At 71.2% G+C, this 22,486-nt stretch carries 26 protein-coding genes, 1 tRNA gene and 1 pseudogene; 15 read left to right on the top strand and 13 right to left on the bottom strand.

Translation table 11 applies throughout. The features are described 5' to 3' along the window. Positions 1-30 precede the first annotated feature (30 nt). The 5 genes from ACTMTI_RS46305 to ACTMTI_RS46285 all read right to left on the bottom strand — a co-directional run bounded on the left by ACTMTI_RS46305 (position 31) and on the right by ACTMTI_RS46285 (position 4,710). Positions 31-792, bottom strand: a complete 762-nt coding sequence (locus tag ACTMTI_RS46305) for an EI24 domain-containing protein (RefSeq protein ID WP_441127232.1) — start codon at positions 790-792, stop codon at positions 31-33. Positions 793-802: 10 nt separating this feature from the next. After that, positions 803-1,384: a Maf family protein gene (locus ACTMTI_RS46300; protein WP_441127231.1), complete on the bottom strand. Its 582-nt coding sequence runs from the start codon at positions 1,382-1,384 to the stop codon at positions 803-805. Between the two features lie 16 nt (positions 1,385-1,400). After that, positions 1,401-1,946 (bottom strand): DUF937 domain-containing protein, encoded by a 546-nt coding sequence (locus ACTMTI_RS46295; RefSeq protein WP_441127230.1) that lies wholly within the window; start codon positions 1,944-1,946, stop codon positions 1,401-1,403. Positions 1,947-2,014: 68 nt separating this feature from the next. Then, complete coding sequence (ftsH, locus tag ACTMTI_RS46290) at positions 2,015-3,934, bottom strand: ATP-dependent zinc metalloprotease FtsH (RefSeq protein WP_441127229.1); 1,920 nt, start codon at positions 3,932-3,934, stop codon at positions 2,015-2,017. A 26-nt stretch (positions 3,935-3,960) separates the two neighbouring features. Further along, positions 3,961-4,710: a hypothetical protein gene (locus tag ACTMTI_RS46285; protein ID WP_441127228.1), complete on the bottom strand. Its 750-nt coding sequence runs from the start codon at positions 4,708-4,710 to the stop codon at positions 3,961-3,963. A gap of 170 nt (positions 4,711-4,880) precedes the next feature. Between ACTMTI_RS46285 and ACTMTI_RS46280 the strand changes: the two genes are divergently transcribed. Further along, entirely contained in the window at positions 4,881-5,843 is a 963-nt protein-coding gene (locus tag ACTMTI_RS46280; RefSeq protein WP_441127227.1) for a DUF3616 domain-containing protein, read from the top strand. On the opposite strand, the gene ACTMTI_RS46275 is transcribed toward ACTMTI_RS46280, so the two are convergent. Together ACTMTI_RS46275 and ACTMTI_RS46270 are read right to left on the bottom strand one after the other, a co-directional pair. Further along, entirely contained in the window at positions 5,833-6,486 is a 654-nt protein-coding gene (locus tag ACTMTI_RS46275; RefSeq protein ID WP_441127226.1) for a peptidyl-tRNA hydrolase, read from the bottom strand. The two genes, ACTMTI_RS46280 and ACTMTI_RS46275, sit on opposite strands and share 11 nt — an antisense overlap. Then, on the bottom strand, positions 6,483-7,793 hold the full coding sequence (locus ACTMTI_RS46270; protein WP_441127225.1) for an MFS transporter: 1,311 nt from the start codon (positions 7,791-7,793) through the stop codon (positions 6,483-6,485). Before ACTMTI_RS46270 ends, ACTMTI_RS46275 begins: the two co-directional genes overlap by 4 nt. Before the next feature lie 71 nt (positions 7,794-7,864). Here ACTMTI_RS46270 and ACTMTI_RS46265 point away from each other — a divergent pair, with 71 nt between their 5' ends. Then, positions 7,865-8,815 (top strand): GlxA family transcriptional regulator, encoded by a 951-nt coding sequence (locus tag ACTMTI_RS46265; RefSeq protein WP_441127224.1) that lies wholly within the window; start codon positions 7,865-7,867, stop codon positions 8,813-8,815. Between the two features lie 277 nt (positions 8,816-9,092). Continuing rightward, complete coding sequence (locus ACTMTI_RS46260; RefSeq protein WP_441127223.1) at positions 9,093-9,920, top strand: SAM-dependent methyltransferase; 828 nt, start codon at positions 9,093-9,095, stop codon at positions 9,918-9,920. 1 nt (position 9,921) lies between these two features. On the opposite strand, the gene ACTMTI_RS46255 is transcribed toward ACTMTI_RS46260, so the two are convergent. Further along, positions 9,922-10,101, bottom strand: a complete 180-nt coding sequence (locus tag ACTMTI_RS46255; protein ID WP_441127222.1) for a hypothetical protein — start codon at positions 10,099-10,101, stop codon at positions 9,922-9,924. Positions 10,102-10,115: 14 nt separating this feature from the next. Between ACTMTI_RS46255 and ACTMTI_RS46250 the strand changes: the two are divergent. Then, a pseudogene (locus ACTMTI_RS46250) lies at positions 10,116-10,364 on the top strand (TetR family transcriptional regulator C-terminal domain-containing protein); the annotation flags it as partial. On the opposite strand, the gene ACTMTI_RS46245 reads toward ACTMTI_RS46250, so the two are convergent. Continuing rightward, positions 10,353-10,547, bottom strand: a complete 195-nt coding sequence (locus ACTMTI_RS46245; protein WP_441127311.1) for an aromatic-ring hydroxylase C-terminal domain-containing protein — start codon at positions 10,545-10,547, stop codon at positions 10,353-10,355. The pseudogene ACTMTI_RS46250 and the gene ACTMTI_RS46245 sit on opposite strands and share 12 nt — an antisense overlap. A 12-nt stretch (positions 10,548-10,559) precedes the next feature. Here ACTMTI_RS46245 and ACTMTI_RS46240 point away from each other — a divergent pair, with 12 nt between their 5' ends. The 3 genes from ACTMTI_RS46240 (at position 10,560) to ACTMTI_RS46230 (ending at position 12,529) form a co-directional block, all read left to right on the top strand. Then, positions 10,560-11,129: a CGNR zinc finger domain-containing protein gene (locus ACTMTI_RS46240; RefSeq protein WP_441127221.1), complete on the top strand. Its 570-nt coding sequence runs from the start codon at positions 10,560-10,562 to the stop codon at positions 11,127-11,129. An 83-nt stretch (positions 11,130-11,212) separates the two neighbouring features. Continuing rightward, positions 11,213-11,656 carry a VOC family protein gene (locus tag ACTMTI_RS46235; protein ID WP_441127220.1) on the top strand — a complete coding sequence of 148 codons (444 nt, stop codon included), beginning with the start codon at positions 11,213-11,215 and terminating at the stop codon, positions 11,654-11,656. Positions 11,657-11,680: 24 nt separating this feature from the next. Next, complete coding sequence (locus ACTMTI_RS46230) at positions 11,681-12,529, top strand: pyridoxamine 5'-phosphate oxidase family protein (RefSeq protein WP_441127219.1); 849 nt, start codon at positions 11,681-11,683, stop codon at positions 12,527-12,529. A gap of 175 nt (positions 12,530-12,704) precedes the next feature. Here ACTMTI_RS46230 and ACTMTI_RS46225 read toward each other — a convergent pair whose 3' ends face one another. Next, a complete protein-coding gene (locus ACTMTI_RS46225; RefSeq protein ID WP_441127218.1) occupies positions 12,705-13,130 on the bottom strand; it encodes an SDR family NAD(P)-dependent oxidoreductase in 426 nt (141 codons plus the stop codon). A 50-nt stretch (positions 13,131-13,180) separates the two neighbouring features. Between ACTMTI_RS46225 and ACTMTI_RS46220 the strand changes: the two genes are divergently transcribed. Next, positions 13,181-13,615, top strand: coding sequence for a TetR/AcrR family transcriptional regulator (locus ACTMTI_RS46220; RefSeq protein ID WP_441127217.1), 435 nt, complete (start codon positions 13,181-13,183; stop codon positions 13,613-13,615). Here the strand turns inward: ACTMTI_RS46220 and ACTMTI_RS46215 are convergent. Then, positions 13,612-14,031 carry a hemerythrin domain-containing protein gene (locus ACTMTI_RS46215; RefSeq protein WP_441127216.1) on the bottom strand — a complete coding sequence of 140 codons (420 nt, stop codon included), beginning with the start codon at positions 14,029-14,031 and terminating at the stop codon, positions 13,612-13,614. The genes ACTMTI_RS46220 and ACTMTI_RS46215 overlap by 4 nt on opposite strands. After that, a complete protein-coding gene (locus tag ACTMTI_RS46210; protein ID WP_441127215.1) occupies positions 14,028-15,356 on the bottom strand; it encodes an MFS transporter in 1,329 nt (442 codons plus the stop codon). Before ACTMTI_RS46210 ends, ACTMTI_RS46215 begins: the two co-directional genes overlap by 4 nt. Positions 15,357-15,378: 22 nt before the next feature. Here ACTMTI_RS46210 and ACTMTI_RS46205 point away from each other — a divergent pair, with 22 nt between their 5' ends. From ACTMTI_RS46205 to ACTMTI_RS46175, 7 genes are all read left to right on the top strand, one after another. Then, positions 15,379-16,017, top strand: a complete 639-nt coding sequence (locus ACTMTI_RS46205) for a TetR/AcrR family transcriptional regulator (protein ID WP_441127214.1) — start codon at positions 15,379-15,381, stop codon at positions 16,015-16,017. A 44-nt stretch (positions 16,018-16,061) separates the two neighbouring features. Beyond that, the gene (locus ACTMTI_RS46200; protein WP_441127213.1) at positions 16,062-17,147 is read left to right on the top strand and encodes a methyltransferase; all 1,086 of its coding nucleotides are present in this window, start codon (positions 16,062-16,064) and stop codon (positions 17,145-17,147) included. 117 nt (positions 17,148-17,264) lie between these two features. Further along, positions 17,265-18,263 carry a type III polyketide synthase gene (locus ACTMTI_RS46195; RefSeq protein WP_441127212.1) on the top strand — a complete coding sequence of 333 codons (999 nt, stop codon included), beginning with the start codon at positions 17,265-17,267 and terminating at the stop codon, positions 18,261-18,263. Continuing rightward, a complete protein-coding gene (locus ACTMTI_RS46190; RefSeq protein WP_441127211.1) occupies positions 18,257-18,763 on the top strand; it encodes an isoprenylcysteine carboxyl methyltransferase family protein in 507 nt (168 codons plus the stop codon). The genes ACTMTI_RS46195 and ACTMTI_RS46190 overlap by 7 nt, the downstream gene beginning before the upstream one ends. Before the next feature lie 90 nt (positions 18,764-18,853). After that, positions 18,854-20,344, top strand: coding sequence for a YfbK domain-containing protein (locus tag ACTMTI_RS46185; RefSeq protein WP_441127210.1), 1,491 nt, complete (start codon positions 18,854-18,856; stop codon positions 20,342-20,344). A gap of 151 nt (positions 20,345-20,495) precedes the next feature. Beyond that, on the top strand, positions 20,496-21,335 hold the full coding sequence (locus tag ACTMTI_RS46180; protein WP_441127209.1) for an alpha/beta fold hydrolase: 840 nt from the start codon (positions 20,496-20,498) through the stop codon (positions 21,333-21,335). Positions 21,336-21,407: 72 nt separating this feature from the next. Continuing rightward, positions 21,408-21,480, top strand: a tRNA-Ala gene (locus ACTMTI_RS46175). Positions 21,481-21,571: 91 nt separating this feature from the next. On the opposite strand, the gene ACTMTI_RS46170 is transcribed toward ACTMTI_RS46175, so the two are convergent. Next, positions 21,572-22,198: a DUF6069 family protein gene (locus tag ACTMTI_RS46170; RefSeq protein ID WP_441127208.1), complete on the bottom strand. Its 627-nt coding sequence runs from the start codon at positions 22,196-22,198 to the stop codon at positions 21,572-21,574. Positions 22,199-22,486 lie beyond the last annotated feature (288 nt).

Raw genomic sequence — 22,486 nt, 5'->3', positions numbered from 1 at the left:
TTCCTGCCGGACTCCTTGCCGGCCGGAGCGTCACGCGGGCGGCGGCGGGACCGGCCTGCGGGTGCCGGGGGCGAGGCGGGTGCGTACGAGCAGCGCGGCGCCCGCCACGGCGGCCGGCATGGCGATCACCGCCACGAACGGCACCAAGAACAGCAGGAACACCGCCACCCCGAAGCCCAGCGCACTGCCCTTGTTGGCGCGCAGCAGCGCGAACCGCTCCTTGCGCGCCATCCCCCGCCGCTCCAGCGCCAGGGTGGTCAGCTCTACTGTCAGGAAAAATCCAGACACTGCCGCTCCCAGCACCGGCACGACCGTCTGCCCGACCACGGGCACGAAGCCTAGGAAGAACAGCGGGATGGTGAAAAGGAGCACATAGAACAACGTGACGAGGCTGTCCCTGATCGAGCGCGGCAGCGTACGCCACCACGGCTGCTCATCCGCGTCCTCGAGCACGTCCACCGCCGCCGACAGCTTCTCGTAGAAGGGCTCCCCGATCGCCAGCGTCAGCGCGGCGAACGTCAGCACCGCCACCGCCAGCCCGCCGAGGACCACCGCGATGCCCACCAGCGTGCGGAACAGCTCCCGCCAGCTCCACGAGTCCGCGAACGGCGTCAGGAACTCGGCCAGCTCGGTGGCGTTCGTGACCAGAAAGACCAGCGCCGCCACGTAGACGGCGAACGCGATCAGCGCCGGGATCAGCCCGAACAGCCACCACCGGCCGTTCTTGGCGACCCATCCGACCCCCTGGAAGAAGAACCCGACGCCGGAGGTGAAATCACGCAGTGATCGCATGCCCGGAAGGCTAGCGCCAGAACGCCGTCACCGCGTAGCCCAGCTCCGCGAACAGCTCGCGAAGCAGCGGCAACGAGATGCCGAGCACGTTGCCGTGGTCGCCGTCGATGCCTTCGACGAACCACCCGCCGCGCCCGTCGATGCTGAACGCCCCAGCCAGGCCGAGGGGCTCACCGGTGGCGACGTAGGCGGCGATCTCCTCGTCGGACGGCTGGCCGAAGCGCACCACGGTGGTGGCCGTCTCCGCCACCTGCCGGCCCGTGGGCACGTCGATCAGGCAGTGGCCCGTCACCAGGCGCCCGGTGCGGCCGCGCATGAGCCGCCACCGCTCGGCGGCCTCCTCCTGCGTGGCGGGCTTGCCGTAGGGGCGGCCGTCGAGCTCGAGAATCGAATCGCAGCCGATGACCAGTCCCTCGTCGAGCCCGCTCGCGACCGCCTCCGCCTTCGCCTTGGCCAGCACCAGGCTGAGCGCGGCGGGAGAGTGCGCGGAGTAGGCGTCCTCGTCGACGCCGCTGACGATCACTTTGGGGTCGAGCCCGGCGCTGCGCAGGAGCGTCAGGCGGGCGGAGGAAGCAGAGGCCAGCACGATCACCGCACCAGCCTACCGGTCACCCGGGGGTCTCCTCGCGCGGCTCGAGGGCGCTGTACGCGGTGCCACCGAGCAGCCCCCCGAGCACCTCCCCCAGTTCGCCGGGCACCGCCGTCTGCTCCCTGGCGAGCTCGCCGGCCACGTCGCGGGCGTCCATGTCGTGCCGGGTGGCCCGATCGGCCAGCAACGCCAGGACCATGGGTGCGATCAACGGCATCAGCCGCATCATGGCCGCGCTGCCGGTCCCGAAGAGCCGCGCCAGCGCCACCGCGGCCTGCTCGGTCCCCTGCCCGCCCAGCACGTGGCTGAGGATGCTGTGCCCGTCGCGGGTCAGCGAGGCCACGTCACCGCTGAACGGGTCGGCGTCCACGTGGTCCTCCAGCGCGTCACGCAGGGCCTCGGCGCCGTCCGGGTGCTGGACGTTGTGGGCCAGGCCGCCGACGATGACGCCGGTCACGGCCTGGATGACGTCGCGGGCCGTGGCGGTGTCGGTGCCGAGCATCCCGGCGACCTGTTCAACTCCTGGGTCCCCGAGCTGGGCGACCAGCTCGTCGTGCAGCGTCACGGCAGTTCCCCCGATCGTCTCGGCGGGAGGCGTTCCCGCGACCCGACCGGGGCAACGCCCGCCTTGCGCTAATTCTCGGAAAAGCTTACGGACTGGCTGGTCAGGCCGGCGGCGGCGTACGCGCTCACCTCGTCGAGCGTCTCGTGTTCGAGCAGGGCCGCCACGATGCCGTCCAGCTTGTCGCGGTTGTTGGTCAGCACCTCGATCGCCCGTGCGTAGCACTCGTCCACGATCCGCCGCGCCTCCTCGTCGACCATGGCGAGCGTGACGGGCGAGGCCTGCGGCTGCTGGCCGTCGTTGGGCAGGATGGTCAGCGGGCCGATCTTCTCCGACATGCCCCAGCGGCCGACCATGCCACGGGCGATCATGGTGACCTGCTCGAGGTCGTTCTCCGCGCCGGTGGTGATGACGCCGAACACGACCTGCTCGGCCGCCATCCCGCCGAGCGCGCCGGTGATGCGGCCGCGGAGGTACTGCTCGTCGTAGGCGTAGCGGTCGTTGTCGGGGGTGGACAGCGTGACGCCGAGCGCCCGCCCACGCGGGATGATCGAGATCTTCCTGACCGGGTCGGCGCCCGGCTGGAGCATGCCGAGCAGCGCGTGACCGGCCTCGTGGAAGGCGGTCCTGGTCCGCTCCTCCGCGGGCATCACGATGCTGCGGGCCGCGCCGAGCTGCAGCTTCTCCAGCGCGTCGGCGAAGTCGGCCATGGTGACCTTCTCCTTGCCGCGCTTGGCGGCGAGCAGGGCGGCCTCGTTGACCAGGTTGGCCAGGTCGGCGCCGGTCATGCCGGGCGTGGTCTTGGCGAGCTGGTCGAGGCCGACCTCGCCGTCCAGCGGCACGCCGCGCGAGTGCACGCCGAGGATGGCGGTACGTCCCGCCGCGTCAGGCAGCCCCACCTGCACGGTACGGTCGAAGCGCCCCGGCCGCAGCAGCGCCGGGTCGAGGACCTCGGGCCGGTTCGTGGCCCCGATGACGATCACGCCCTCGGCGCCGGAGAAGCCGTCCATCTCGGTGAGGATCTGGTTGAGCGTCTGCTCGCGCTCGTCGTGCCCGCCGATGCCGCCGGCGCCGCCCCTGGCGCGCCCGATGGCGTCGATCTCGTCGATGAACACGATCGACGGCGCCACCTTCCGCGCCTCCTCGAACAGGTCACGCACCCGCGAGGCGCCGACGCCGACGATCATCTCGATGAACTCGGAGGCGGAGGCGGAGAAGTACGGCACCTTGGCCTCGCCGGCGACCGCCCTGGCCAGCAGCGTCTTGCCGGTGCCGGGCGGCCCGGCGAGCAGCACGCCCTTGGGCAGCTTGGCGCCGAGCCTGCGGTATTTGCCGGCGTCCTTGAGGTAGTCGACGATCTCGACGAGCTCGTTCTCCACCTCGTCGATGCCCGCGACGTCGTCGAACGTGACCCGCACCTTCGCGGCCTCGACCGGCTTGGCGGCCTTGGACTTGCCGAGCCCTCCCAAACCGCCGCCCATCATGCTGGCGCCACGCCGCATGATCCAGATCCACAGGCCGGCCAGCAGCAGCACGGGCAGCAGCGACAGCAGCAGGTTGGAGAAGAAGCCACGGGTGATGGGCTGGGAGGTGATCTCGACCTGCCCGGTGGCGAGCTGCTGGTCGAGCTGGTCGGTGTTGGCGAAGGCCGGGATCTCGGTGGCGAACTTGGTGTAGGAGGCGCCGCCCTCGGGGTTCTTCGCCGCGTTCCTCAGGTCGCCTTCGACCGACAGGCCCTGGGCGTAGATGTCTTTGACGTTCTTGGCGTTGACCTGCTTGGTGAACTCGGTGTACGAGATCGTCTCCACCGATCCGCTGTCAACGAACGACGACACGACGAAGAAGGCCGCGTACACCACGAGCAACGTGATGACGAACCGCCACCAGTTGATCTTCGGTCGCCCCCCCGGCGTGCCGGGCAGGCCTTCAGATCGCCAGGGCGGCTTGCCCTTGCCCTTGTTCGGCGCCTGCGGCGGTCCAGAGCGTTCCACGGCCCCTCACTCCCCAAATGATCTTTCTAGCCTAGAACACGCACCCCTGAGACCGCGCGGCCCATATCACGCCACTGCTTTCGCTGCGAGTCGGGCACTGTGACGAACGCCAGGCCGGGCTTGCTCATTCCCCCATCCACGACCACGACGGCCGCCCGGGAGGTGCGCTTGCCGTACGTGACCCGATAGACGAGCATCCAGCCGCGCTTGACCGGCTGCGAGGCGAGCCAGCTGATCTTGGCACCCTTGGGGTGGTGGTTGAGCGTCCAGCGGGCGGCCAGCAGCGCCGTGTCGCGCGGCTCCTGCTGTTCCAGGATCGGGAGCGGGCAGGTGACGAACATGCCGCGCAGGCTCGTGCCGCGGGTCCTGGGCAGCACCTGCTTGGTGGTGAACGGTGCCGCCCCGTGCGTCTTCCACGGCTTGGGCAGCTTCGGCACGGCCAGGCCCGAGCGCGTGTCCTTGACGACCTTCCGGGACGGAGCGGGCAGGGACATGCGTTTGACCGCGCGGGTCAGCCGGGGGACGCGCGGGTCGGCGTACAGGGCCTCCATCGCCGTGTAGCCGGGCGCGAGCGTCACGCCGGGGGACGGCGCCGCCGTCTCAGTAGGGCTGAGGGTGGGAGTGGGCGCGGGGCCGGACGAGGGCGGTGCGGCCGGCGGCGCGGTTACCGGCCCCGCCGCGACCTCGTCCGGCTCCGACGGGAGCACCACGACCAGCGTCACGGCCACGGCCACGACGATGGCGACCGCGGCGAGCCCCCGATACACCACCCGCATCCGGATGTCTCCGATACGGGAGCGTCTGGGCGGAGAAACAGGGGTTCCGGGCTTTGTTGCGGTTCTCACTCGGGAACCCTTGATCTCATCTTCCCCATCGAGCACGACGGGAGCGTACGGCATATCCCGCCATTCCGCCTATGACGCAACCGAAGTGCAATCATGGCTTCGTGGAACAGGTGGAGCTGCGATTCGACCACGCCTCGCAGGCGGCGCAAACGCATACGAATCTCTCGGCGATCCGGCAGAGCGCGACCGGCCTCTGGGTCGCCGGCGACGAGACCGCTACCTTCGAGCATCTGACCTGGACGGGCGATCACTTCGGCGACCAGCGCACGTTCCGGCTGGCCGACTACGTCGACCTCCCGGCGGGCCCGGAGGAGGAGGCCGACATCGAGGGCATGGCCCGCGCGGACGGCCACCTCTGGCTGGTCGGCTCGCACAGCCTCAAGCGCAGGAAGGTCAAGTCGAAGGACCCGGAGAAGGCGGCGGAGCGCCTGGCCACGGTGATCAGGGAGGAGAACCGCTTCATCCTGGTCCGCCTGCCGCTGCGCGAGGAGGCCCCCGGTCCGGGGGCGATCCTGGCCGGCGGGCAGAACCTCACCGCGCACCTGCGCGAAGACCGCCACCTGGGACCGTTCCTGGCGCTGCCGGGCAAGGACAACGGCTTGGACGTCGAAGGCATCGCCGTCGTGTCCGAGCGGGTCTACCTGGGGCTGCGCGGTCCCGTGCTGCGGGGCTGGGCGGTGATGCTGGAACTGCGGCTCGAGGACGCGGGCAAGGGACGGCTGCGGGTACGGGAGCCGTACCGCAAGCACTTCCTGGACCTGGGCGGGCTCGGCGTGCGGGACCTGTGCCCGGACGGCGACGCGCTGCTGCTGCTCGCCGGGCCGACCATGGACCTGGACGGGCCGGTACGCGTGCTGCGGTGGCGGCCGGGGCCCGCGCGGCAGGGCGTCATCCCGGCCGACGCGCTGGAAACGGTGCTGGAGCTGCCCTACGGCGTGGGCTGCGACCATCCCGAGGGCCTCGCGCGGCTGGCCGACGGCAGGCTCATGGTCGTGTACGACAGCCCGTCCCCGGCGCGCATCACCCCGGCCGGCGGCGTGCTGGCCGATGTGTTCACGATCTAGCGACCCGCCCACGTAGCCACGGCGCGTCCGCGACGAACGTGCACGAACCCGGCTCGATCTCGGTGAACCCGGCGTCGCGCACCACGGGCAGCCCGGCGCCGACCTTGGCGGCGAAATCCTCGCGCGAAGCCGTCCGGACGCAGACCGCCAGACCCTTCGCGCGCCAGGCCGCCCGCTCTTCCGCGTCGCTGGCCCACCAGGCGAGCTGGGCGGCGTGCCCGGCCTGCGCCATGGCCTTGCCCGCGGACATGTCCAGCTCCGGGTTGGCCCACAGGATCGGCGGCTCGGCCGGCGGCCGCTCGCGGGTGTCGGCCAGCTCGGTGCCCGACACCTGGAGCCGGGCGAGGTCTCTCGGCCAGTCGTCGAGCGGCACGGGCGGGTGCACCCGCACCTCGGCCGTACGGTGCTCGATCGTGCGCCCGGGCAACGCGATCGCCCGGCGCCACTCGGCGCCCCTGGCCCGGCGCACCACCTTGCGGATCTTGCCGGTGGATTGCCAGGCGTGCAGCTCGGCAGCCCACTCCCCCGAGTCGTCGAGCAGGCTCAGCACGGCCATCGCGGCGGCCTCGAGGGCGTCGGTGCGTTCGGGGGGCGTGGCCCGCTCGATCCTGACCACGAGCGGCAGCACATAAAGCTCGTTCATCGCCCTCTAGCATGCCCGATGGCCAGCGACATGCCGGCCGCCAGGAGACAGAGGGCGCCCGCGCCGTACCAGGCGAGGTCGTAGGCGCCCAGGTGGTCGCGGGTGAGACCGGCGCCGACGGCGGCGAACGCGGCCCCGACCTGGTGCGCGCCGAACACCCACCCGAACACCACGGCCCCGTCGGCGCCGTAGATCCGCCGGCACAGCGCCACCGTGGGCGGCACGGTCGCCACCCAGTCCAGGCCGTAGAACACGATGAAGATCAGCATGCTCGGCTCGGTCGTCGCCGCGAACAGGCCGGGCAGCACCATCAAGGAGAGCCCGCGCAGCCCGTAGTAGACGCCGAGCAGCACCTTGGGGTCGATTTTGTCGCTGAGCCAGCCGGAGGCGACCGTGCCCACGATGTCGAAGATCCCGATGACCGCGAGCAGGCCGGCGGCCATCGGCGCGGCCATGCCGTGATCGTGCGCGGCGGGGATGAAGTGGGTGCCGACCAGGCCGTTCGTGCTCGCTCCGCAGATCGCGAAGCCGCCCGCGAGCAGCCAGAACGGCCGCGTCCGCGCCGCCATGGCGAGCACGGTGACCGCCCTGACGGCCGCGTTCGCCGTCTTCCGCTCCTGAGTCGCTCCTCCTCCAGACGACGGCGCTCCCTCGCTGTGTTCATTTGCCTCACTCCGTGAGGCGGCTCGGTCGCCATATGCCGTCGTGCCCACGTCCTCCGGACGGTCGCGCAGGAGCCACCAGACGAACGGCACCACGGCCAGCGCCGCAGCGGCCACGGTGAGCGACGCGAACCGCCACCCCGGCCCCTCGGCGAGCTGGGCGAGCAGGGGCAGGAAGATCAGCTGCCCGGTGGCGCCGGCCGCGGTGAGGATGCCGGTGACCAGGCCGCGATGCCGCACGAACCACCGGTCGACCACGGTCGCGGCGAACACCAGCGCCATCGACCCCGTCCCGAGCCCCACGAGGACGCCCCAGAACAGCAGGAGCTGCCAGCTCGCGGTCATCAGCACGGTCAGGCCGCTGCCTGCGGCGATCAGCAACAGGGCGATGGCGACCACGCGGCGCATGCCGAAGCGGTCCATCAGGGCGGCGGCGAACGGGGCGGTCAGGCCGTAGAGCACCAGGTTGATCGACACGGCCAGCGAGATCGTGCCCGTGGACCAGCCGAACTCGTCCTGCAGCGGGGTGATCAGCACGCCGGGGGTGGCGCGGAACCCGGCGGCGCCCAGGATGGCCACGAAGGCGACGGCCGCCACATACCAGGCCCGGTGCACCCGGCGGCGGGTGGTGGTGCTCAACGACATGCGCCAATCCTGATTTATCTCCTTACAGGGCTGCGAGTGGCCGGAAAGCCAATATGTGCAAGAATCCAGCCATGACCCATCGCGTCGCCGTCGTGGTGCTCAACCACTTCGCCCCGCTCGACTTCGGCGTGCCCGGGCAGGTGTTCTGGGCCGCTGAGACCCCGGAGGGCGAGAAGCTGTACGAGGTGGTGACCTGCTCCGAGGGCCGCCGGCCGGTGCGCTGCTCGGCCGGCTACAGCGTCCTGCCCGACCACGACCTCGACGTGCTGGACACGGCCGACACGGTCCTGGTGCCGGGCATCCACGCGGGCCGGGCGATGAAGGACGGCACGATCTCGGACCGGCTCGGCGAGGCGCTGCAGGGGCGGCCGCGGACGATGTCGATCTGCACGGGTGCGTTCGTGCTGGCGGCGGCGGGCCTGCTGGACGGGCGCCCGGCCACCACGCACTGGCGCGAGACGGCCCGCTTCGCCGAACTGTTCCCGCAGGTGAAGCTGGATCCCGACGTGCTGTTCGTGGACGACGGCGACGTGCTGACCTCCGCCGGGGTGGCGTCGGGGATGGACTTGTGCGTGCACGTGATCAGGCGCGACCACGGCAGCGAGGTGGCCAACCGGGCGGCCCGCCGCTGCGTCATGCCGCCGTGGCGGGAGGGCGGCCAGGCTCAGTACGTGGAGCGCCCCCTGCCGTACGCGGGCACCGGCGGCACGGCGGCCACCCGCGAGTGGATGCTCGCCCGCCTGGACGCCCAACTCCACCTGAACGCGCTGGCCGAGCACGCCCGGATGAGCGTGCGCACGTTCACCAGGCGCTTTCGCGAGGAGACCGGCGTGAGCCCGGCCAAGTGGCTGACCGGTCAGCGGGTGCGGCACGCCAGGCACCTGCTGGAGACGACGGACCTCGGGGTGGAGGAGGTGGCCAGGCGGTCGGGCTTCGGCACGGCGGTCTCGCTGCGCCAGCACCTGCATGCGGCAGTGGGTGTGGCGCCCCTGGCCTACCGCCACACCTTCCGCCGCACCTGACCCCCGATCCCGCCTCCCCCCGGAGCGCCCTGCCGGCCCGAGCCCGCCAGGTCCTGCGCAGCGGCCGTGGTGAGCGCTGTTTCGTCCGGCTGGCTCAGCAAGGCGTCGTCCCGCACATGGGACGGCAGGCGATGAAACGGTTGGCGCGCGAGGGCCTCGGCCGCCCCTTCCCGACGTGCCGGCGCGGAAGCCTGGCGGGTGGGCCGGAATGTGTCGCAGTCGCGATATTTCCGATCTAGAATCGGCGCCAAAAGATCAACAACGAGAGGGTCGTCGCATGGCCGAGGCAGACCGCGTTCCTGCCGGGATCAACCCGAATGTGCCCAGCGTCGCCCGCATGTACGACTACTACCTCGGCGGCCGCGACAACTTCGCCGCCGACCGCGAGGCGGCCGAGAAGATGATCGAGATCGGTCGGCGGATGGGCAACGACGCCCGCGAGATCGCCCTGGCCAACCGCGGCTTCCTCGGCCGGGCCGTACGCCTGCTCGCCGAGGCCGGCGTGCGCCAGTTCATCGACATCGGCGCGGGCCTGCCCACCCAGGACAACGTCCACCAGGTGGCCCAGCGGTACGCCCCCGGCTCCCGGGTGGTGTACGTGGACAACGACCCCATCGTCATGACTCACGCCCGCGCGCTGCTGGCCAGGGATCCGGACGTCCTCGCGCTGGAGGGCGATCTCAAGGACCCGGACGCCATCCTGGACGACCCGCGCGTCACCGGGCACCTCGACCTCTCCCAGCCGTACGCCGTCCTGCTGGTCGCGGTGCTGCACTTCATCCCCGACAACGCCGAGGCCGGCCGGATCACCGCGCGCATCCGCGAGCGCCTGGCGCCCGGGGGGTTCCTGGTGCTGTCGCACCTGTACGCGGGCAACGCCACGGACGACCAGACCCAGGCCGGCCAGCAGGTCTACTCGGGCACGGCCTCGGGGGGCCTGGCGCGGCGCGGCTACGACGAGATCGTCTCCTTCTTCGACGGACTCGAACTGCTGGGCCCCGGCGTCGTGCCGGTGGCCGGCTGGACGGCCGACGCCTCCCCCGACGGCTCGTACGACTTCGTCAAGGGCGGCATCCTGGCCGGCGTTGGCCGCGTAAAGGCATAAATCACCTTTTGTCGGGCGCGAATGGCACGCCTGCCGTCCTCGACCGGACCCGGAGCACCGCCGCCTCGCCGAGCAGCCCGACGCCGATCGACAGCGGCATGGACCTGGCCTCGGCGTGCATGCCTGCGGCGACCGCCAACGCGCCCACACCCAAGCCGATGACGAACGTGACCACCCACATGACGAGGCCACGGTGTGGCTGGCGTTCACGACGGCCGCCCGCACCCACCCCGAGCTACAGCCGCTCGCCCAGGAGTCCTACGACGGCAGCGCACGCTGGTGCAGCGGATCATGGACGGCATCGCCAGGCATCGGCCGCCGGTCGCGGACGCCGCGTGGGAGACCGAGCGACTGTGCGCGCTGATCGACGGACTCACCCTGGAGGGTGTGCTCCACCCGGACCGGATGACGCCCGACCTGATGGTCCAGGCGCTACGCCGCCACCTCCGGACGCTCACCGAACCAGGTCGCGGACACCGCGTCCAGCGTCTCGTACGGATACATGCCCGCCCAGGGCACATACCCGTCGGGGCGTACCAGCACCGCGCCGGGGACCACATCGACCCACCCCGCAGGCCGCCGGCCGGGTGGAGCAGCCCTCTCACGGGTGCAGGCGCCTGCGCGCATTAGATTGGGGAGATGTCCCTGACCCTCGAATTCGTCAGCACGGTAGGGGCTGAGCGGTCCGGCTTGGTCGACCGCTTGTCCGATGCCGATGGCATGACGGCCTGGGTACGCGAGCACGCGGCCGCGCTCGACGTCGATCCCGGCTTCACCGCCACGGAGCAGCTGCGCGCGGAGACCGTGCAGCTGCGCCAGGCGGTACGCGCGCTGTTCGCCAGGGCCGTCGATCCGGATCCGCCGAGCCGGGCCGACGCGGCGAGCCTGCCAGGATTCGTGGAGTCGCTGGACCTGGTCAACGCCACCGCCCTGGCGGCGCCCACGGCTCCGCAGCTGTCCTGGGACGGCGAGCCGGCCCTGGTCACCGTGCCGGCCGTCGAGGCCGGCGCCTCCGCGTGGCTGCGCGGCAGGCTCGCCACGGCGGCCGTGGAGTTCCTGTCGGGACCGGAGTGCACGCACTTGCGCACCTGCCAGGCCCCCCGCTGCGTGCTCTATTTCATCAAGGAACACCCACGTCAGGAGTGGTGCTCGACAGCCTGCGGCAACCGCGCCCGAGCGGCCAGGCACTACCGGGAGCACAAAAAATGAGCCGCATCTAACGCCACAGGCCGACTCTTGCCGTTATAGTTTCTAACGGCAAGGGAGTCGTTCATGCGTTAGAGGAGAGTTGTATGTCATTCCAGACCGGGCACATCGGGCTCAACGTCACCGAACTCGACAAGTCCAAGGAGTTCTACGTCCGTGTCTTCGGGTTCACCGTGCTGGGCGAGTCGCAGGCGGAGGGGCGGCGTTACGCGTTCCTGGGCCAGGACGGGACGCTGGTGCTCACGCTGTGGCAGCAGAGCGAGGGCCGCTTCGCCACCGCCCTGCCGGGGCTGCACCACCTGTCGTTCCAGGTCGCCGACCTCGACGCGGTACGCCAGGCGGAGGCGATCATCAGGGAGATCGGGGCGACCCTGCACCACGACGGCGTCGTGCCGCACGGCGAAGGCGCCGCTTCGGGCGGCGTGTTCTTCGAGGACCCCGACGGCATCCGCCTGGAGATCTACGCCCCGGACGGCGCCGGCGACCGGCCCGCGCCCGCTTCCGACGCGCCGACCTGCGGGTTCTTCTAAATGAGACATCCAGGGGAAGTCGCCGTGCAGCTCCGTGCGGGGGTGCGGGCGGCGGACCTCGGCAGTGCGGGCACCCGCCCGGAGATCCCGGAGAAGGCGGCCGCGTTCCTGCGGCAGCAGCACCTGATCGTCGCGGGGGCGGCCGACGACCTCGGCCGCCTCTGGGCGAGCGTGCTGACAGGTCCCGAGGGCTTCGCGGAGGCCGAGGACGACCGCACGATCGTGGTCGACGCGCTGCCCGCCGGGCCGCTGCGCGAGCTGTTCTCGCAAGAGCGTGACATCGGCCTGCTGGCCATCGAGCCGCACACGCGGCGCAGGATGCGCGTGAACGGCACCGCCGTACAGGCCGGTGAGCGGCTGGTCATCTGGACCGAGCAGGTCTACTCCAACTGCCCCAAATATATCCAGACGCGCGAGCCCACCGCCAAACCCACCGGCTCCCCGGCGCGGCTCGGCAGCGGGACGGCCCTCACGGCACACCATCAGGCGTGGATCGGGGCGGCGGACACGTTCTTCATCGCCACCGGGGGCGAGGGGCTCGGCGCGGACGTGTCGCACCGCGGCGGCAATCCCGGATTCGTCAAGGTCACGGGGCCGGGGTCGCTGGTGTTCCCCGACTACGTGGGCAACTCGATGTACATGACGCTGGGGAATCTGGAGGTGAACCCGGCCGCTGGGCTGCTGTTCGTGGACTGGGCGCGCGGGGAGACGCTGCACCTGACCGGGAGTGCCCGGGTGGACTGGGATCCGGGGGACGTGCCGGGGGCGCAGCGGCTGGTGCGGTTCGAACTAAAGGAGTGGATCCACCTCGCCGACACTGTCTCGGCGGGCTGGACGGCTCCCGGCTACCACCGCTTCAACCCGCCCACCTAGGCTCCGGCAGTCGCTGGAATGCGGCGCCCCATCGGCCGTCGCCTCGCGACTGATCGCAAGCAACCGCCGAAGGCGGCGCTGTGCGAGCCTCTGCCCCCGTAGGGCGTCCGGGCCGGACGCTCTTCGGGTCAGAGCCGGCTGATCGCCGCCTGGACCGTGGCCAGGTCGCCGAGTATCACCTCGTTGCGGTCGCGGTCCGCGTGGAGGCGCCAGTGGGTCTCGGCCACGGCCTCCGGTGAAGCGGGAGAGCCGGGGGCGATGGCGGCGGCGATGGGGATGTGGCCGACGTGGATGCCGCGGTCGGCGAGCACCTGCGCCAGGGACCGAGCACCTGCGCCAGGGACAGGGCGTAGTTGCGCAGGCCTGACACCGCGATCCCGATGTTGCCGAGGAAGGCCAGCGGGTGGACCGCGGAGATGCCCGAGGTGAACAGCAGGGTGCCCGAGCCGCGCTCCAGCATCGCCGGGAGCATCGCGCGGACCGCCGTCACCGCGCCCAGCACCGCGCCGTCGAAGGCGTCCTGCGCGCTCTGCCTGCTCACCTCCAGCACCGGCGTGTGGGACTTGGCCGCCCCCGCGCCGTTGTAGAGCAGGACGTCCACCGGGCATCGGCCTGGCCGCCGCCCGCCGCTTCGGCAAGGAGGGCTTCGCGGTGTCCCTGGTGGCCCGTCCGCTCCGCCGCGATGCGCAGCGCAACCGTGACGCTCTGGTGGATGCGGCCAGGCAGGTGCTGGCCGAGCGCGGGGTCGACGCGCCCCTGGAGGCTGTGGCCAAGCGGGCCGGCGTCGCGATCGGCACCCTCTACCGGCATTTTCCGGAGCGCGGTGACCTGATCGACGCCATCCTGGACGAGAAGGTGACGGCCTGGACGGAGCTGGCCAGGCAGGCGCTGGCCGTGGACGACGCCTGGGAAGGGCTGGTGCGGTTCCTGGAGGAGACGTGCGAGCTGCAGGCGAAGGATCGGGCCTTCACCGAGTTGGCGTACTTCCTGATGGCCAACTCACGGGTGGCGGAGGCCGATCCCGAGCAGTGGCGGCGCCATTTCCGGCTCATGCTCGACGCCCTCCGCGCCCGGCCAGAGGGTTAGCCGCGTTCCGGGAGGGTGGTCATCTCGTTCAGGATGGGGACGAGGTGCGCCTCCTCGTAATCCAGGTGCGCCTCCAGTTCCCCGGCGAGCCGGCCCAGCTCGTCCTCGATCCCCTCTCCTCCCCCATCCAGCAGCTTCCGGATGCGTTCCATGAGCTGCGTCACCACTCGATGCTCCGCCCGGAGCCGGTCCAGCACCTCGGCCAGTGCCGGATGCTCGCCACCGAGGTGAGGGAAGAGCCCGGAGTCCTCGCCCTCGTGATGAGCATGGAGCGCGTCGCAGAACGCCAGGCAATGCGTACGCAGGTCCGCCCCGCCAACGCCTGAGACGCGGAGGTTCGCCAGGTCGAGCCGGAACGCGTCGTGCAGTTTGATCAACTCGTCACCCCAGGCGACAAGTCGCTGTTCGTCCGTCATGCCATGACCTTTCGCGCGGCGAGCTTCCCGTGAACGGCGGCGAAGATCGCCGAGAGAAGGGCTGCGGCGGCGGCGATGGCGAAGCTCCATCCGGCGCCCCCGCTCGACAGGACCGCTGCCCCCACCGCCCCGGCCAGGCTGCTCCCCACCACCCTGACCAGGGCGTTCACGCCTCCGGCCGCCGCGGTCTTGGCCGGTTCGACGTGTTCGACGGCCATCGTGCCGAGTGCCGCGTACCCGAGCCCGATCCCCAGGCCGAGTACCGCCGCGGCCGCGTACAGATCCTCGCCGCCGTCCCGGGAAACGGTCAGCCACAGGGCGGCCACCGTCACCAGCGCCGAGCCGCCGGATACCAGGGCTGCGGCGGTGAAGCGGCGCATCAGCGGGCCCGCCAGCACGGACACCACGAGCATCAGCACCGTCGTCGGCAGCAGATACAGCCCCACCTGGAGCACCGAGGCCCCGAACGGGCCCTGCGCGACCGCCGAGATCGTGGTGATCGTGCCGAACAACGCGAATCCGAGCAGGAACGACGCCACCGTCGCCCCTACGGTCCCCCTATGCAGGAGCATGGGGATCTCGATCAGCGGCGATGCGGTACGGCGGGCGGTCACCACCCACACCGCCCCCACCGCCGCCGCGGCGACCAGCAGGCCCAGTGTCAGCGGTGACGTCCAGCCCCAGGCCGCCCCCTTGCTGATCGCCAGCAGCAGGCAGACGAGCCACACCGAGACCAGCGCCGCGCCGGCCAGGTCGGGCCGCCCGGAGCCGCGGACCGGAGAGTCGCGGACGACCATTGCCACGAGCACGAAGCTCAACGCCCCCAACCCGGTCATGATCCAGAACATGGCCCGATAGTCCCCGCCGACCAATCCCGCGAGGATCATGCCTCCGCCGCTGCCGACGCCGATGGTCGCGCTGAGCGCCCCGATCGCCCCGGGCAGCCGGTGGCCGGGCAGCGCCTGCCTGACCAGCCCCACCGCCAGTGGGAGCAGCGGCGCGGCGGCGCCCTGCAGGACCCGGCCGGCGATCAGCAGGGAGAGCGTGCTCGACATGGCGCTCAGCGCGGATCCGGCGACGAGGAGCGCGAGCGCGGCCAGCGAGACCGTACGCCTGCCGTACATGTCCCCGAGCCGCGACAGCAGGGGGATCGCGACCGCGCCCGACAGCAGCCCGGCGGTGAGCGTCCACGACACGGAGCTGAGCGAGGCCCCCAGCCGGTGTTGGAGCAGCGGCAGAAGTGGCACGACCACGGTCATCTGCAGGGTCCCGACGGCGACCGCGAACGCCAGCACGCCCACGACCGGCCAGTAATTTTTATACATGTATAGAAAGTAACATGACGGGATGCCCGCTCGTAAAGGAAGGCCCGCCAGGATCTCCCGGGCGGAGATCGTGTCCGCCGCCCACCGCGTCATCGAGGAGGACGGCGTCGCCGGCCTGACCATGCGCAGGCTGGCGCGGGAGGTCGGGAGCACGCCGATGGCGCTGTACCACCACGTGCACGACAAGGAGGAGCTGCTCCTGCTGCTCCTCGACGACTACGCGGCCGCCATGCCGAGGCCCGAGCCGCCCGACGACCCGCGCGAGTGCGTTGTCATCGTGGCCATGGCCATGCGCGCGGCTCTGTCCGGGTGCCCGTGGATCGTGGACGTGCTCAGGGCCGACGACCTGCTCTCGGTGGGCGCGCTGTGGTACCCGGAGAAGATCATCGACGCGGCCGTACGCGCTGGGCTGACCATGGAGCGCGCCGTGGCCGTGTACCGGATCATCTGGCACTACACGGCGGGCGAGATCGGCGCGCGGGCGGCGGCGGGCAAGCGGCGAGCGGAAGGAGGGCCTACCTACCGGGAGCGGGTGTTCGCCGAGCTGGACGGGGCGGAGTTCCCGCGGCTCGCCGAAGTGGGGCGGCGCTGGGAGGAGCTGACCGCGCGCGACACCTACGAGCTGGGGCTGCGGGCGCTGGTGACGGGGCTCCTGACCTAAAATGGTTCGCGTAGAGGCGCGGACCGTGAAACGGTCGGGTTCTGATGATGCGATGGACCGAGGCAGGGCAGGATAGATCGGCGATCTGGCGTTCGGCGCTGGGCGCGCCACCGCCCGAGCGTGTCGTGGTGGCCGACGACCGCATGAATGCCGCCACCGCCTACCGCCTGGCCTGCGAGGGCACCGCGCTGCTGTGGCGCGGTGACTTCCACAACGCCCGCCAGCTCCTGAGCGCCATGGGCCGCCGCTGCAAGCCCGCCGCCCCCGGCTCCGGATTCCACCGCCACCGGCAGGCCCAGTTCCAGCGCGCCCGCACGCTCGGCATGCTGCTCATTCCCTACGACGCCGGCCACGTGGTGCCGCTGCCCAGGGCTCCGGACGTACGGGAGGCCTGCGCCGAGGTGTTCGGCCCCACCGCGCCCCCGGGGGTGGGCCAGCTCCGCGAGCTGCTCGGCCTGATCGGCGCCCACGAATGGCGCAGGAAAGGCGTCTACGTCCCCGCGCTCGGCGCCGCCATCCACCCGCACCACGGTGTGTTCTCCCCCATCAGGGGCGAATACGTGGACCTGGTCGCCGAGGCGCCGCTGCCCGCGGGCGAGCTGGCGTTCGACATCGGCACCGGCACCGGGGTGCTGGCCGCCGTGCTCGCCAGGCGCGGCGTCCGGCACGTCGTGGCCACCGACCTGGACCAGCGGGCCGTGGACTGCGCCGAGGACAACCTCGCGCGCCTGGGACTGGACGACCAGGTGGAGATCGTGCGGGCCGACCTGTTCCCGCCGGGGCGCGCCTCGCTCGTCGTCTGCAACCCGCCGTGGCTGCCCGCCAAGCCGGTCTCGCCCCTCGACCACGCCGTCTACGATCCCGGCGGGCGCATGCTGCACGGGTTCCTGGACGGGCTCGCCGAGCATCTGGAGCCCGCGGGCGAGGGCTGGCTCGTCCTGTCCGACCTGGCCGAGCACCTCGGGCTGCGCAGCCGGGCCGACCTGCTGGCCACGTTCGAGCGGGCGGGGCTGCGGGTGGCCGGGCGCCTGGACGTCGCGCCGCGCCACAACCGGGCGAAGGACGCGGCAGACCCGCTGCACGCGGCCCGAGCCGCCGAGGTGACGTCCCTGTGGCGGCTCACCCGCTGATCGGCCCTTGACCAGCGGCTCACCGCTGATCGGCTCTTGACCGCTGCTCGACGCCGCCGGATGTTAGCCGGGGCGTCTCCGCGGCAGGAGAGATGTATGCATATTGCGGGCGTACAGATGGTTTTGCCTGATCACCGCTACGAACAGGCGGAGATCACGGAGGCTTTCTCCCGGTTGACCGACTGCGACGAGGACCTGCTGCGGCGCTTCCACACCGCCACCGGCGTACGCGCCCGCAATCTCGCGCTCCCGCTGGAGGACTACGCCAAGCTCGACTCCTTCGCCCGCGCGAACGACACGTACGTCGACATCGCGCTCGACCTCGGCGAGCAGGCGTTGAGAGGCGCGTTCGACCGGGCCGGCGTGCGCCCGGAGAAGGTCGATCTCCTGATGTTCTGCTCGACGACGGGCCTGTCCACCCCGTCGCTCGACGCCAGGCTGGCCCAGCGAGTGGGGCTGCGCCCGGACGTCAAGCGGGTGCCGGTGTTCGGGCTCGGTTGTGCGGCGGGCGCGTCCGGGCTGGCCCGCCTGTTCGACTACCTGCGCGGCTGGCCCGACCATGTGGCGGTGCTGGTCTGCGTGGAGCTGTGCTCGCTGACGATCCAGCGCGACGACACCTCGATCGCGAACCTGGTGGCCAGCGGCCTGTTCGGGGACGGCGCAGCGGCCGTCGTGGCGACCGGGCGGGGCACCGGCCCCGAGGTCGTGGCCACCCGCAGCAGGCTCTATCCGGGCACCGAACACCTCATGGGCTGGGAGGTAGGCGATCACGGGTTTCGGATCGTGCTGGACCCCGAGCTGACCGGGTTCGTGGAGCAGGTGCTGGCCGCCGACATCAAGGAGTTCCTCGCCGACTACGGCCTGACCCCCGATCAGGTCGACACCTGGATCTGCCATCCCGGCGGCCCCAAGGTCATCGAGAAGATCGCGGCCACCCTCGCCCTGCCGCCCAAGGCGCTCGAGGTGACCTGGCGATCGCTGCGCGAGCACGGCAACCTGTCGTCGGTCTCGGTGCTTCACGTGCTGCAGCAGACCCGCGCCCGGCCCGGCGCTCCCGCCGTGCTGCTCGCCTTGGGTCCCGGTTTCTCCGCCGAGCTGCTCCTGCTCCATTGCTGAGCGCGTACGCGGTCCTGATCGGGCTGGTCGTGCTCGAACGGCTGGCCGAGCTGGTCGTGGCCCGCCGCAACCTGGCCTGGGCCAGGGCGAAGGGCGGCATCGAGTACGGCAGGCGGCACTACCCCTGGATCGTCGTCGCCCACGTCGCGCTCCTCGTGGCGGCGCCCGCCGAGGTGTGGCTGCTCGACCGCCCCTTCGTCCCCGCGCTCGGCTGGCCCATGCTCGCGATCGTGGTCCTGGCGCAGGCGCTGCGCTGGTGGTGCATCGGCACGCTGGGCCGGCAATGGAACACCCGCGTCGTCGTGGTGCCCGGCATGCCGCTGGTGGAGCGCGGGCCGTACCGGTGGCTGCGGCATCCCAACTACGTGGCCGTCGTCGCGGAGGGCGCCGCGCTGCCGCTGGTGCACACGGCCTGGCTCACCGCGCTGGCGTTCACCGCGGCCAACGCGGTGCTGCTGACGATCCGGATCAAGGTCGAGGACGCGGCGATCACGTATTGATCGCAGTTTGCGCTCGCTTGCGTCACCGGCCCGGCTGCGAGAGATCGAGTTCCGTCGTACGGCGTGGGAGCACACGGAGGTGGTTGAGAGATGAAATTTCGACCTTTAGCCGTCGGCGTCGGTCTTGCCGCGGTGCTGGCCCTGGCCGCGTGCGGCGGCTCGGGAAGCCCGACGAGCGGCGAGAGGGCAGCCCACCAAGCCGACTCGAACCGGCAGCCGGCCGTCCCGAGGCCGTCGCCGACCGAGGCTCGGGAGGACACGGAGAAGGACGCGGAGAAGGACACGACCACGGCCCAGATCTCCACGTTCGCGCTGGACGTGGACACCGCCTCGTACGGGTACGCCCGCCGTACCCTCGAGGAGGGCCGCTGGCCCGCGCCCGGCGAGATCCGCCCCGAGGAGTGGGTCAACGCCTTCCGTCAGGACTACGCGCAACCGCCGGACGACGGCTTCACCGTGCACGTGGACGGCGCGACACTGCCCGCCCGGGACGAGGCCGTCCTGCGCGTCGGCCTGCAGACGCGCGCATCCGACACCGCCTCGCGGCGCCCGGCCAATCTCACGTTCGTGGTGGACGTGTCCGGCTCGATGGCCGAGCCGGGCCGGCTGGACCTGGTCAAGTCGGCCCTGCTCACGCTGCTCGACCAGCTCGCGCCAGGCGACCAGGTGTCGATCGTGGCGTTCAGCGACGAGGCCGAGGTGCTGGCGTCGATGACCCCGCTGACCGCCAGGGATGAACTGAAGAGCGCGGTGGAGCGGCTGTCCATCGCCGGCGGCACGAACCTGGGGGCCGGTCTGGTCACTGGTTACCAGGAGGCGTCCAAGGCGTTCCGCCCGGCCGCCACGAACCGGGTCATCCTGCTCTCCGACGGCCTGGCCAACCAGGGCAACACCGAGTGGGAGGCCATCCTGGACCAGGTCAAGGAGTACGCCGGCAAGCAGGTCGCGCTCCTGACCGTCGGCGTCGGCAGGGACTACGGCGACGCGCTGATGGAGCAGCTGGCCGACAACGGCGACGGCATGGCCGTGTACGTCAGCAGCCAGGAGGAGGCCACCAAGATCTTCACCACCCAGTTGCCGGCCACCATCGAGCTGCGGGCGCGCGACGCCAAGGCACAGGTGGTGTTCAACCCGTCGGTCGTGGAGAGCTACCAGCTCATCGGGTACGAGAACCGGGCCCTCGCCACCGAGGAGTTCCGCGACGACAGCCGCGACGGCGGCGAGATCGGTCCCGGCCATTCGGTCACCGCGTTGTACGCGATCCGCCTCAAGCCCGGCGCGAAGGGGCAGCTCGCCCAGGCGACCGTACGCTGGCAGGACCCCGACACGCGAGAGGCGTCTGAGGCGAGCAGGTCGGTGCGGGCCGATGAGCTGGCCGCGTCCGTGTGGGACAAGGCGCCGGTCCGGTTGCAGGTGGACGTGGTCGTGGCCGCGTTCGCGGTGTACCTGCGGGACCGGAAGGCGTTCGGCATGGACCTGCCCGAGCTCGGCGAGCAGGCCACGCGGCTGGCCGCAGCCTCGGAGGACCCGATGGTGTCGGAGCTGGTCACGCTCATCGACAAGGCCCGCTCAGTGGGATGAGCGGCTCGGCGCCGATCGGCCGGGCCGGTGGGACGCTCGGCTCGGGGGCCGGCCGATCACGCCTGTGGGACGGCCGGCTCGGGGGCCGAGCGGCCGGGCCGGTGGAATAACGGTTTGCCGCTGACCGGCCAAGTCGATCAACCTGGAGGACATGAATGTGAGCGTCACGCCCCCGGCCCGGCTCGGGCGGACCCGGCTGCCGGACGGCCGGGCGCTCGGGTGGGCCGAGTGGGGACCCGCGGCGGGAACCCCGGTCGTGCTCTGCCCCGGTGCGGGCACGAGCCGGTGGCTGGGGTTCGGCGCCGAGGTCGTGGACGAGCTCGGCGTCCGGCTGATCTCGCTCGACCGGCCCGGGCTCGGGGCGTCGGACCCCGATCCCGGCCGCACGCTGGACTCCTGGCCCGCCGACGTGGCGGCGCTCGGGCTGGGTGACGTGCGGGTGGTCGGTTTCTCGCAGGGCGCGCCGTTCGCGCTGGCGTGCGCTTTCTCGCCGTTCGTCCGGCGGATCGCGATCGTGTCGGGGGCCGACGAGGTCGCCTCCATGCCGGACCTGCTGCCCGATCACCACCGCGACCTAGTGAAGAGCGTGGCCGCCGACCCTGCCTGGGCGGAGGCGTTCTTCGCCTCGCTCACGCCCGGCGCGCTCTGGGACATGATCGTGCCGAACAGCCCGGACGCCGATCGGGCGATCTACGAGCAGCCCGGCTTCGCGCGAGCCTACCGCCAGGCCATGTCAGAGGCCTTCGCGCAGGGATCTGGGGGCTATGCGAGGGACACCCTGCTGGCGATGGGGCGGTGGCCGTACTCACTGGAGAAGGTGCCCGTACCCGTCGATCTCTGGTACGGCGAACTGGACACCGGCCATTCGCCCGACCAGGGGTCCACGCTGGCCCTGCGCATCCCCGGAGCGCGCCGCCACCTCGTGCCCGGGGCCGGCGGGGCGGTGCTGTGGACGCACGCCGGGCCGATCCTGCGCACGCTCCTTTCCTGAGGTCAGGATTTTGCGGAACTCGGGGGCGTGCTTCAGGAGTCGTGGAATCGGCTAAACTCGTACACGCAACAAGGGGCTATAGCGCAGTTGGTAGCGCGCCTCCATGGCATGGAGGAGGTCTGGGGTTCGAATCCCCATAGCTCCACCCAGGTTTCAGCGCAGAGGTCTGGTCAACGGCGGTGTCCTTCGGGCACCGCCGTTTGCGCTGGACGAGGACGCTGGTGAAGTGGTCCAGATCAGTCGTATGGGTTGTGGTCTCGGCGCTCGTATCCGCGCTGCTCGTAGCCGCGCTGCTCGTACTCACGGGGGCGCTCATACCCGCGCTGCTCGTTTCCCCGGGGTTCGTATCCTCGTGGCTCATACCCGCGGGGCGGCTCGTACGGGTATGGCTCGGAGTCCGGCACCTCCTCGATGGCCGTGCGCCCGATCGACGTCAGCAGAGAAGCGATGGCTATGCCGATGACGAGGTTGATGGCGGCCGTGGCGACCTGCTTCACGAGGTCGGCGGAGTGCATGAACGGCAGGATCGTGATGATGACGGTGAAGAGCCCGGCGATCCAGGCGAAGAACTTGGCCGGCTCCGGCGTCGACAGCATGAGGACGTAGAGCAGAAGCGTGGCGACAAGAGCGGCGACAGCGGCCGAGATCGCATATCCCGTGGTCGCCGCGCTGCCGTAAGCGGAGGCGCCGTCGGGAGTGAGCACGCGGATGCCCAGGAGCCGATTGCTGATCATGACCCCGGCCACCACGATCAGTGCGGCCACCACGGCGGCGGCTACGCCACCTCCCCACACTCGCGCCGGGTTGACCCTCGCCGTGGACCCCGGGCGCCGACCATGGCCGTCATGGGACGGGTATGACATGCGAATCACCTTTGTCACGAATGCCGATCAAGCATTTACAGAACCCTACATGCGCTGTCAAGGGCGGAAGAGGGCGAAAACGATCATCAACATCCATGCCCCGGTGCCGGATCTTGGGTGCGCCGCACACCGCGCAGATCGCTGTCCGGGCCTCCAGGTTCGCGTACCGGCTACCAGCGCAGTGGAAGGGTGGCGGTCAACTACCACCGGTTGAAGCCGGTGGTTTGCTCTCACGGTCCCGTCTGGCTGAGGGGAGGCCGGTAGCGTGTGGCTGGTTGACAGCAGCCC

The sequence above is a fragment of the Nonomuraea sp. H19 genome (assembly GCF_052068215.1).
Classification (GTDB): Bacteria; Actinomycetota; Actinomycetes; order Streptosporangiales; family Streptosporangiaceae; genus Nonomuraea.
The sequence above is the reverse complement of the archived record's forward strand: the minus strand, read 5'-3'. Positions and strand labels throughout refer to the sequence as shown.

Coding starts and splice junctions, on each gene's coding strand:
- ACTMTI_RS46305 (WP_441127232.1), bottom strand. CDS start 792: ATGCGATCACTGCGTGATTTCACCTCCGGCGTCGGGTTCTTCTTCCAG.
- ACTMTI_RS46285 (WP_441127228.1), bottom strand. CDS start 4,710: ATGCGGGTGGTGTATCGGGGGCTCGCCGCGGTCGCCATCGTCGTGGCC.
- ACTMTI_RS46275 (WP_441127226.1), bottom strand. CDS start 6,486: ATGAACGAGCTTTATGTGCTGCCGCTCGTGGTCAGGATCGAGCGGGCC.
- ACTMTI_RS46270 (WP_441127225.1), bottom strand. CDS start 7,793: ATGTCGTTGAGCACCACCACCCGCCGCCGGGTGCACCGGGCCTGGTAT.
- ACTMTI_RS46265 (WP_441127224.1), top strand. CDS start 7,865: ATGACCCATCGCGTCGCCGTCGTGGTGCTCAACCACTTCGCCCCGCTC.
- ACTMTI_RS46260 (WP_441127223.1), top strand. CDS start 9,093: ATGGCCGAGGCAGACCGCGTTCCTGCCGGGATCAACCCGAATGTGCCC.
- ACTMTI_RS46255 (WP_441127222.1), bottom strand. CDS start 10,101: ATGTGGGTGGTCACGTTCGTCATCGGCTTGGGTGTGGGCGCGTTGGCG.
- ACTMTI_RS46245 (WP_441127311.1), bottom strand. CDS start 10,547: ATGCGCGCAGGCGCCTGCACCCGTGAGAGGGCTGCTCCACCCGGCCGG.
- ACTMTI_RS46240 (WP_441127221.1), top strand. CDS start 10,560: ATGTCCCTGACCCTCGAATTCGTCAGCACGGTAGGGGCTGAGCGGTCC.
- ACTMTI_RS46235 (WP_441127220.1), top strand. CDS start 11,213: ATGTCATTCCAGACCGGGCACATCGGGCTCAACGTCACCGAACTCGAC.
- ACTMTI_RS46215 (WP_441127216.1), bottom strand. CDS start 14,031: ATGACGGACGAACAGCGACTTGTCGCCTGGGGTGACGAGTTGATCAAA.
- ACTMTI_RS46210 (WP_441127215.1), bottom strand. CDS start 15,356: ATGTATAAAAATTACTGGCCGGTCGTGGGCGTGCTGGCGTTCGCGGTC.
- ACTMTI_RS46205 (WP_441127214.1), top strand. CDS start 15,379: ATGCCCGCTCGTAAAGGAAGGCCCGCCAGGATCTCCCGGGCGGAGATC.
- ACTMTI_RS46200 (WP_441127213.1), top strand. CDS start 16,062: ATGATGCGATGGACCGAGGCAGGGCAGGATAGATCGGCGATCTGGCGT.
- ACTMTI_RS46195 (WP_441127212.1), top strand. CDS start 17,265: ATGGTTTTGCCTGATCACCGCTACGAACAGGCGGAGATCACGGAGGCT.
- ACTMTI_RS46185 (WP_441127210.1), top strand. CDS start 18,854: ATGAAATTTCGACCTTTAGCCGTCGGCGTCGGTCTTGCCGCGGTGCTG.
- ACTMTI_RS46180 (WP_441127209.1), top strand. CDS start 20,496: ATGAATGTGAGCGTCACGCCCCCGGCCCGGCTCGGGCGGACCCGGCTG.
- ACTMTI_RS46170 (WP_441127208.1), bottom strand. CDS start 22,198: ATGTCATACCCGTCCCATGACGGCCATGGTCGGCGCCCGGGGTCCACG.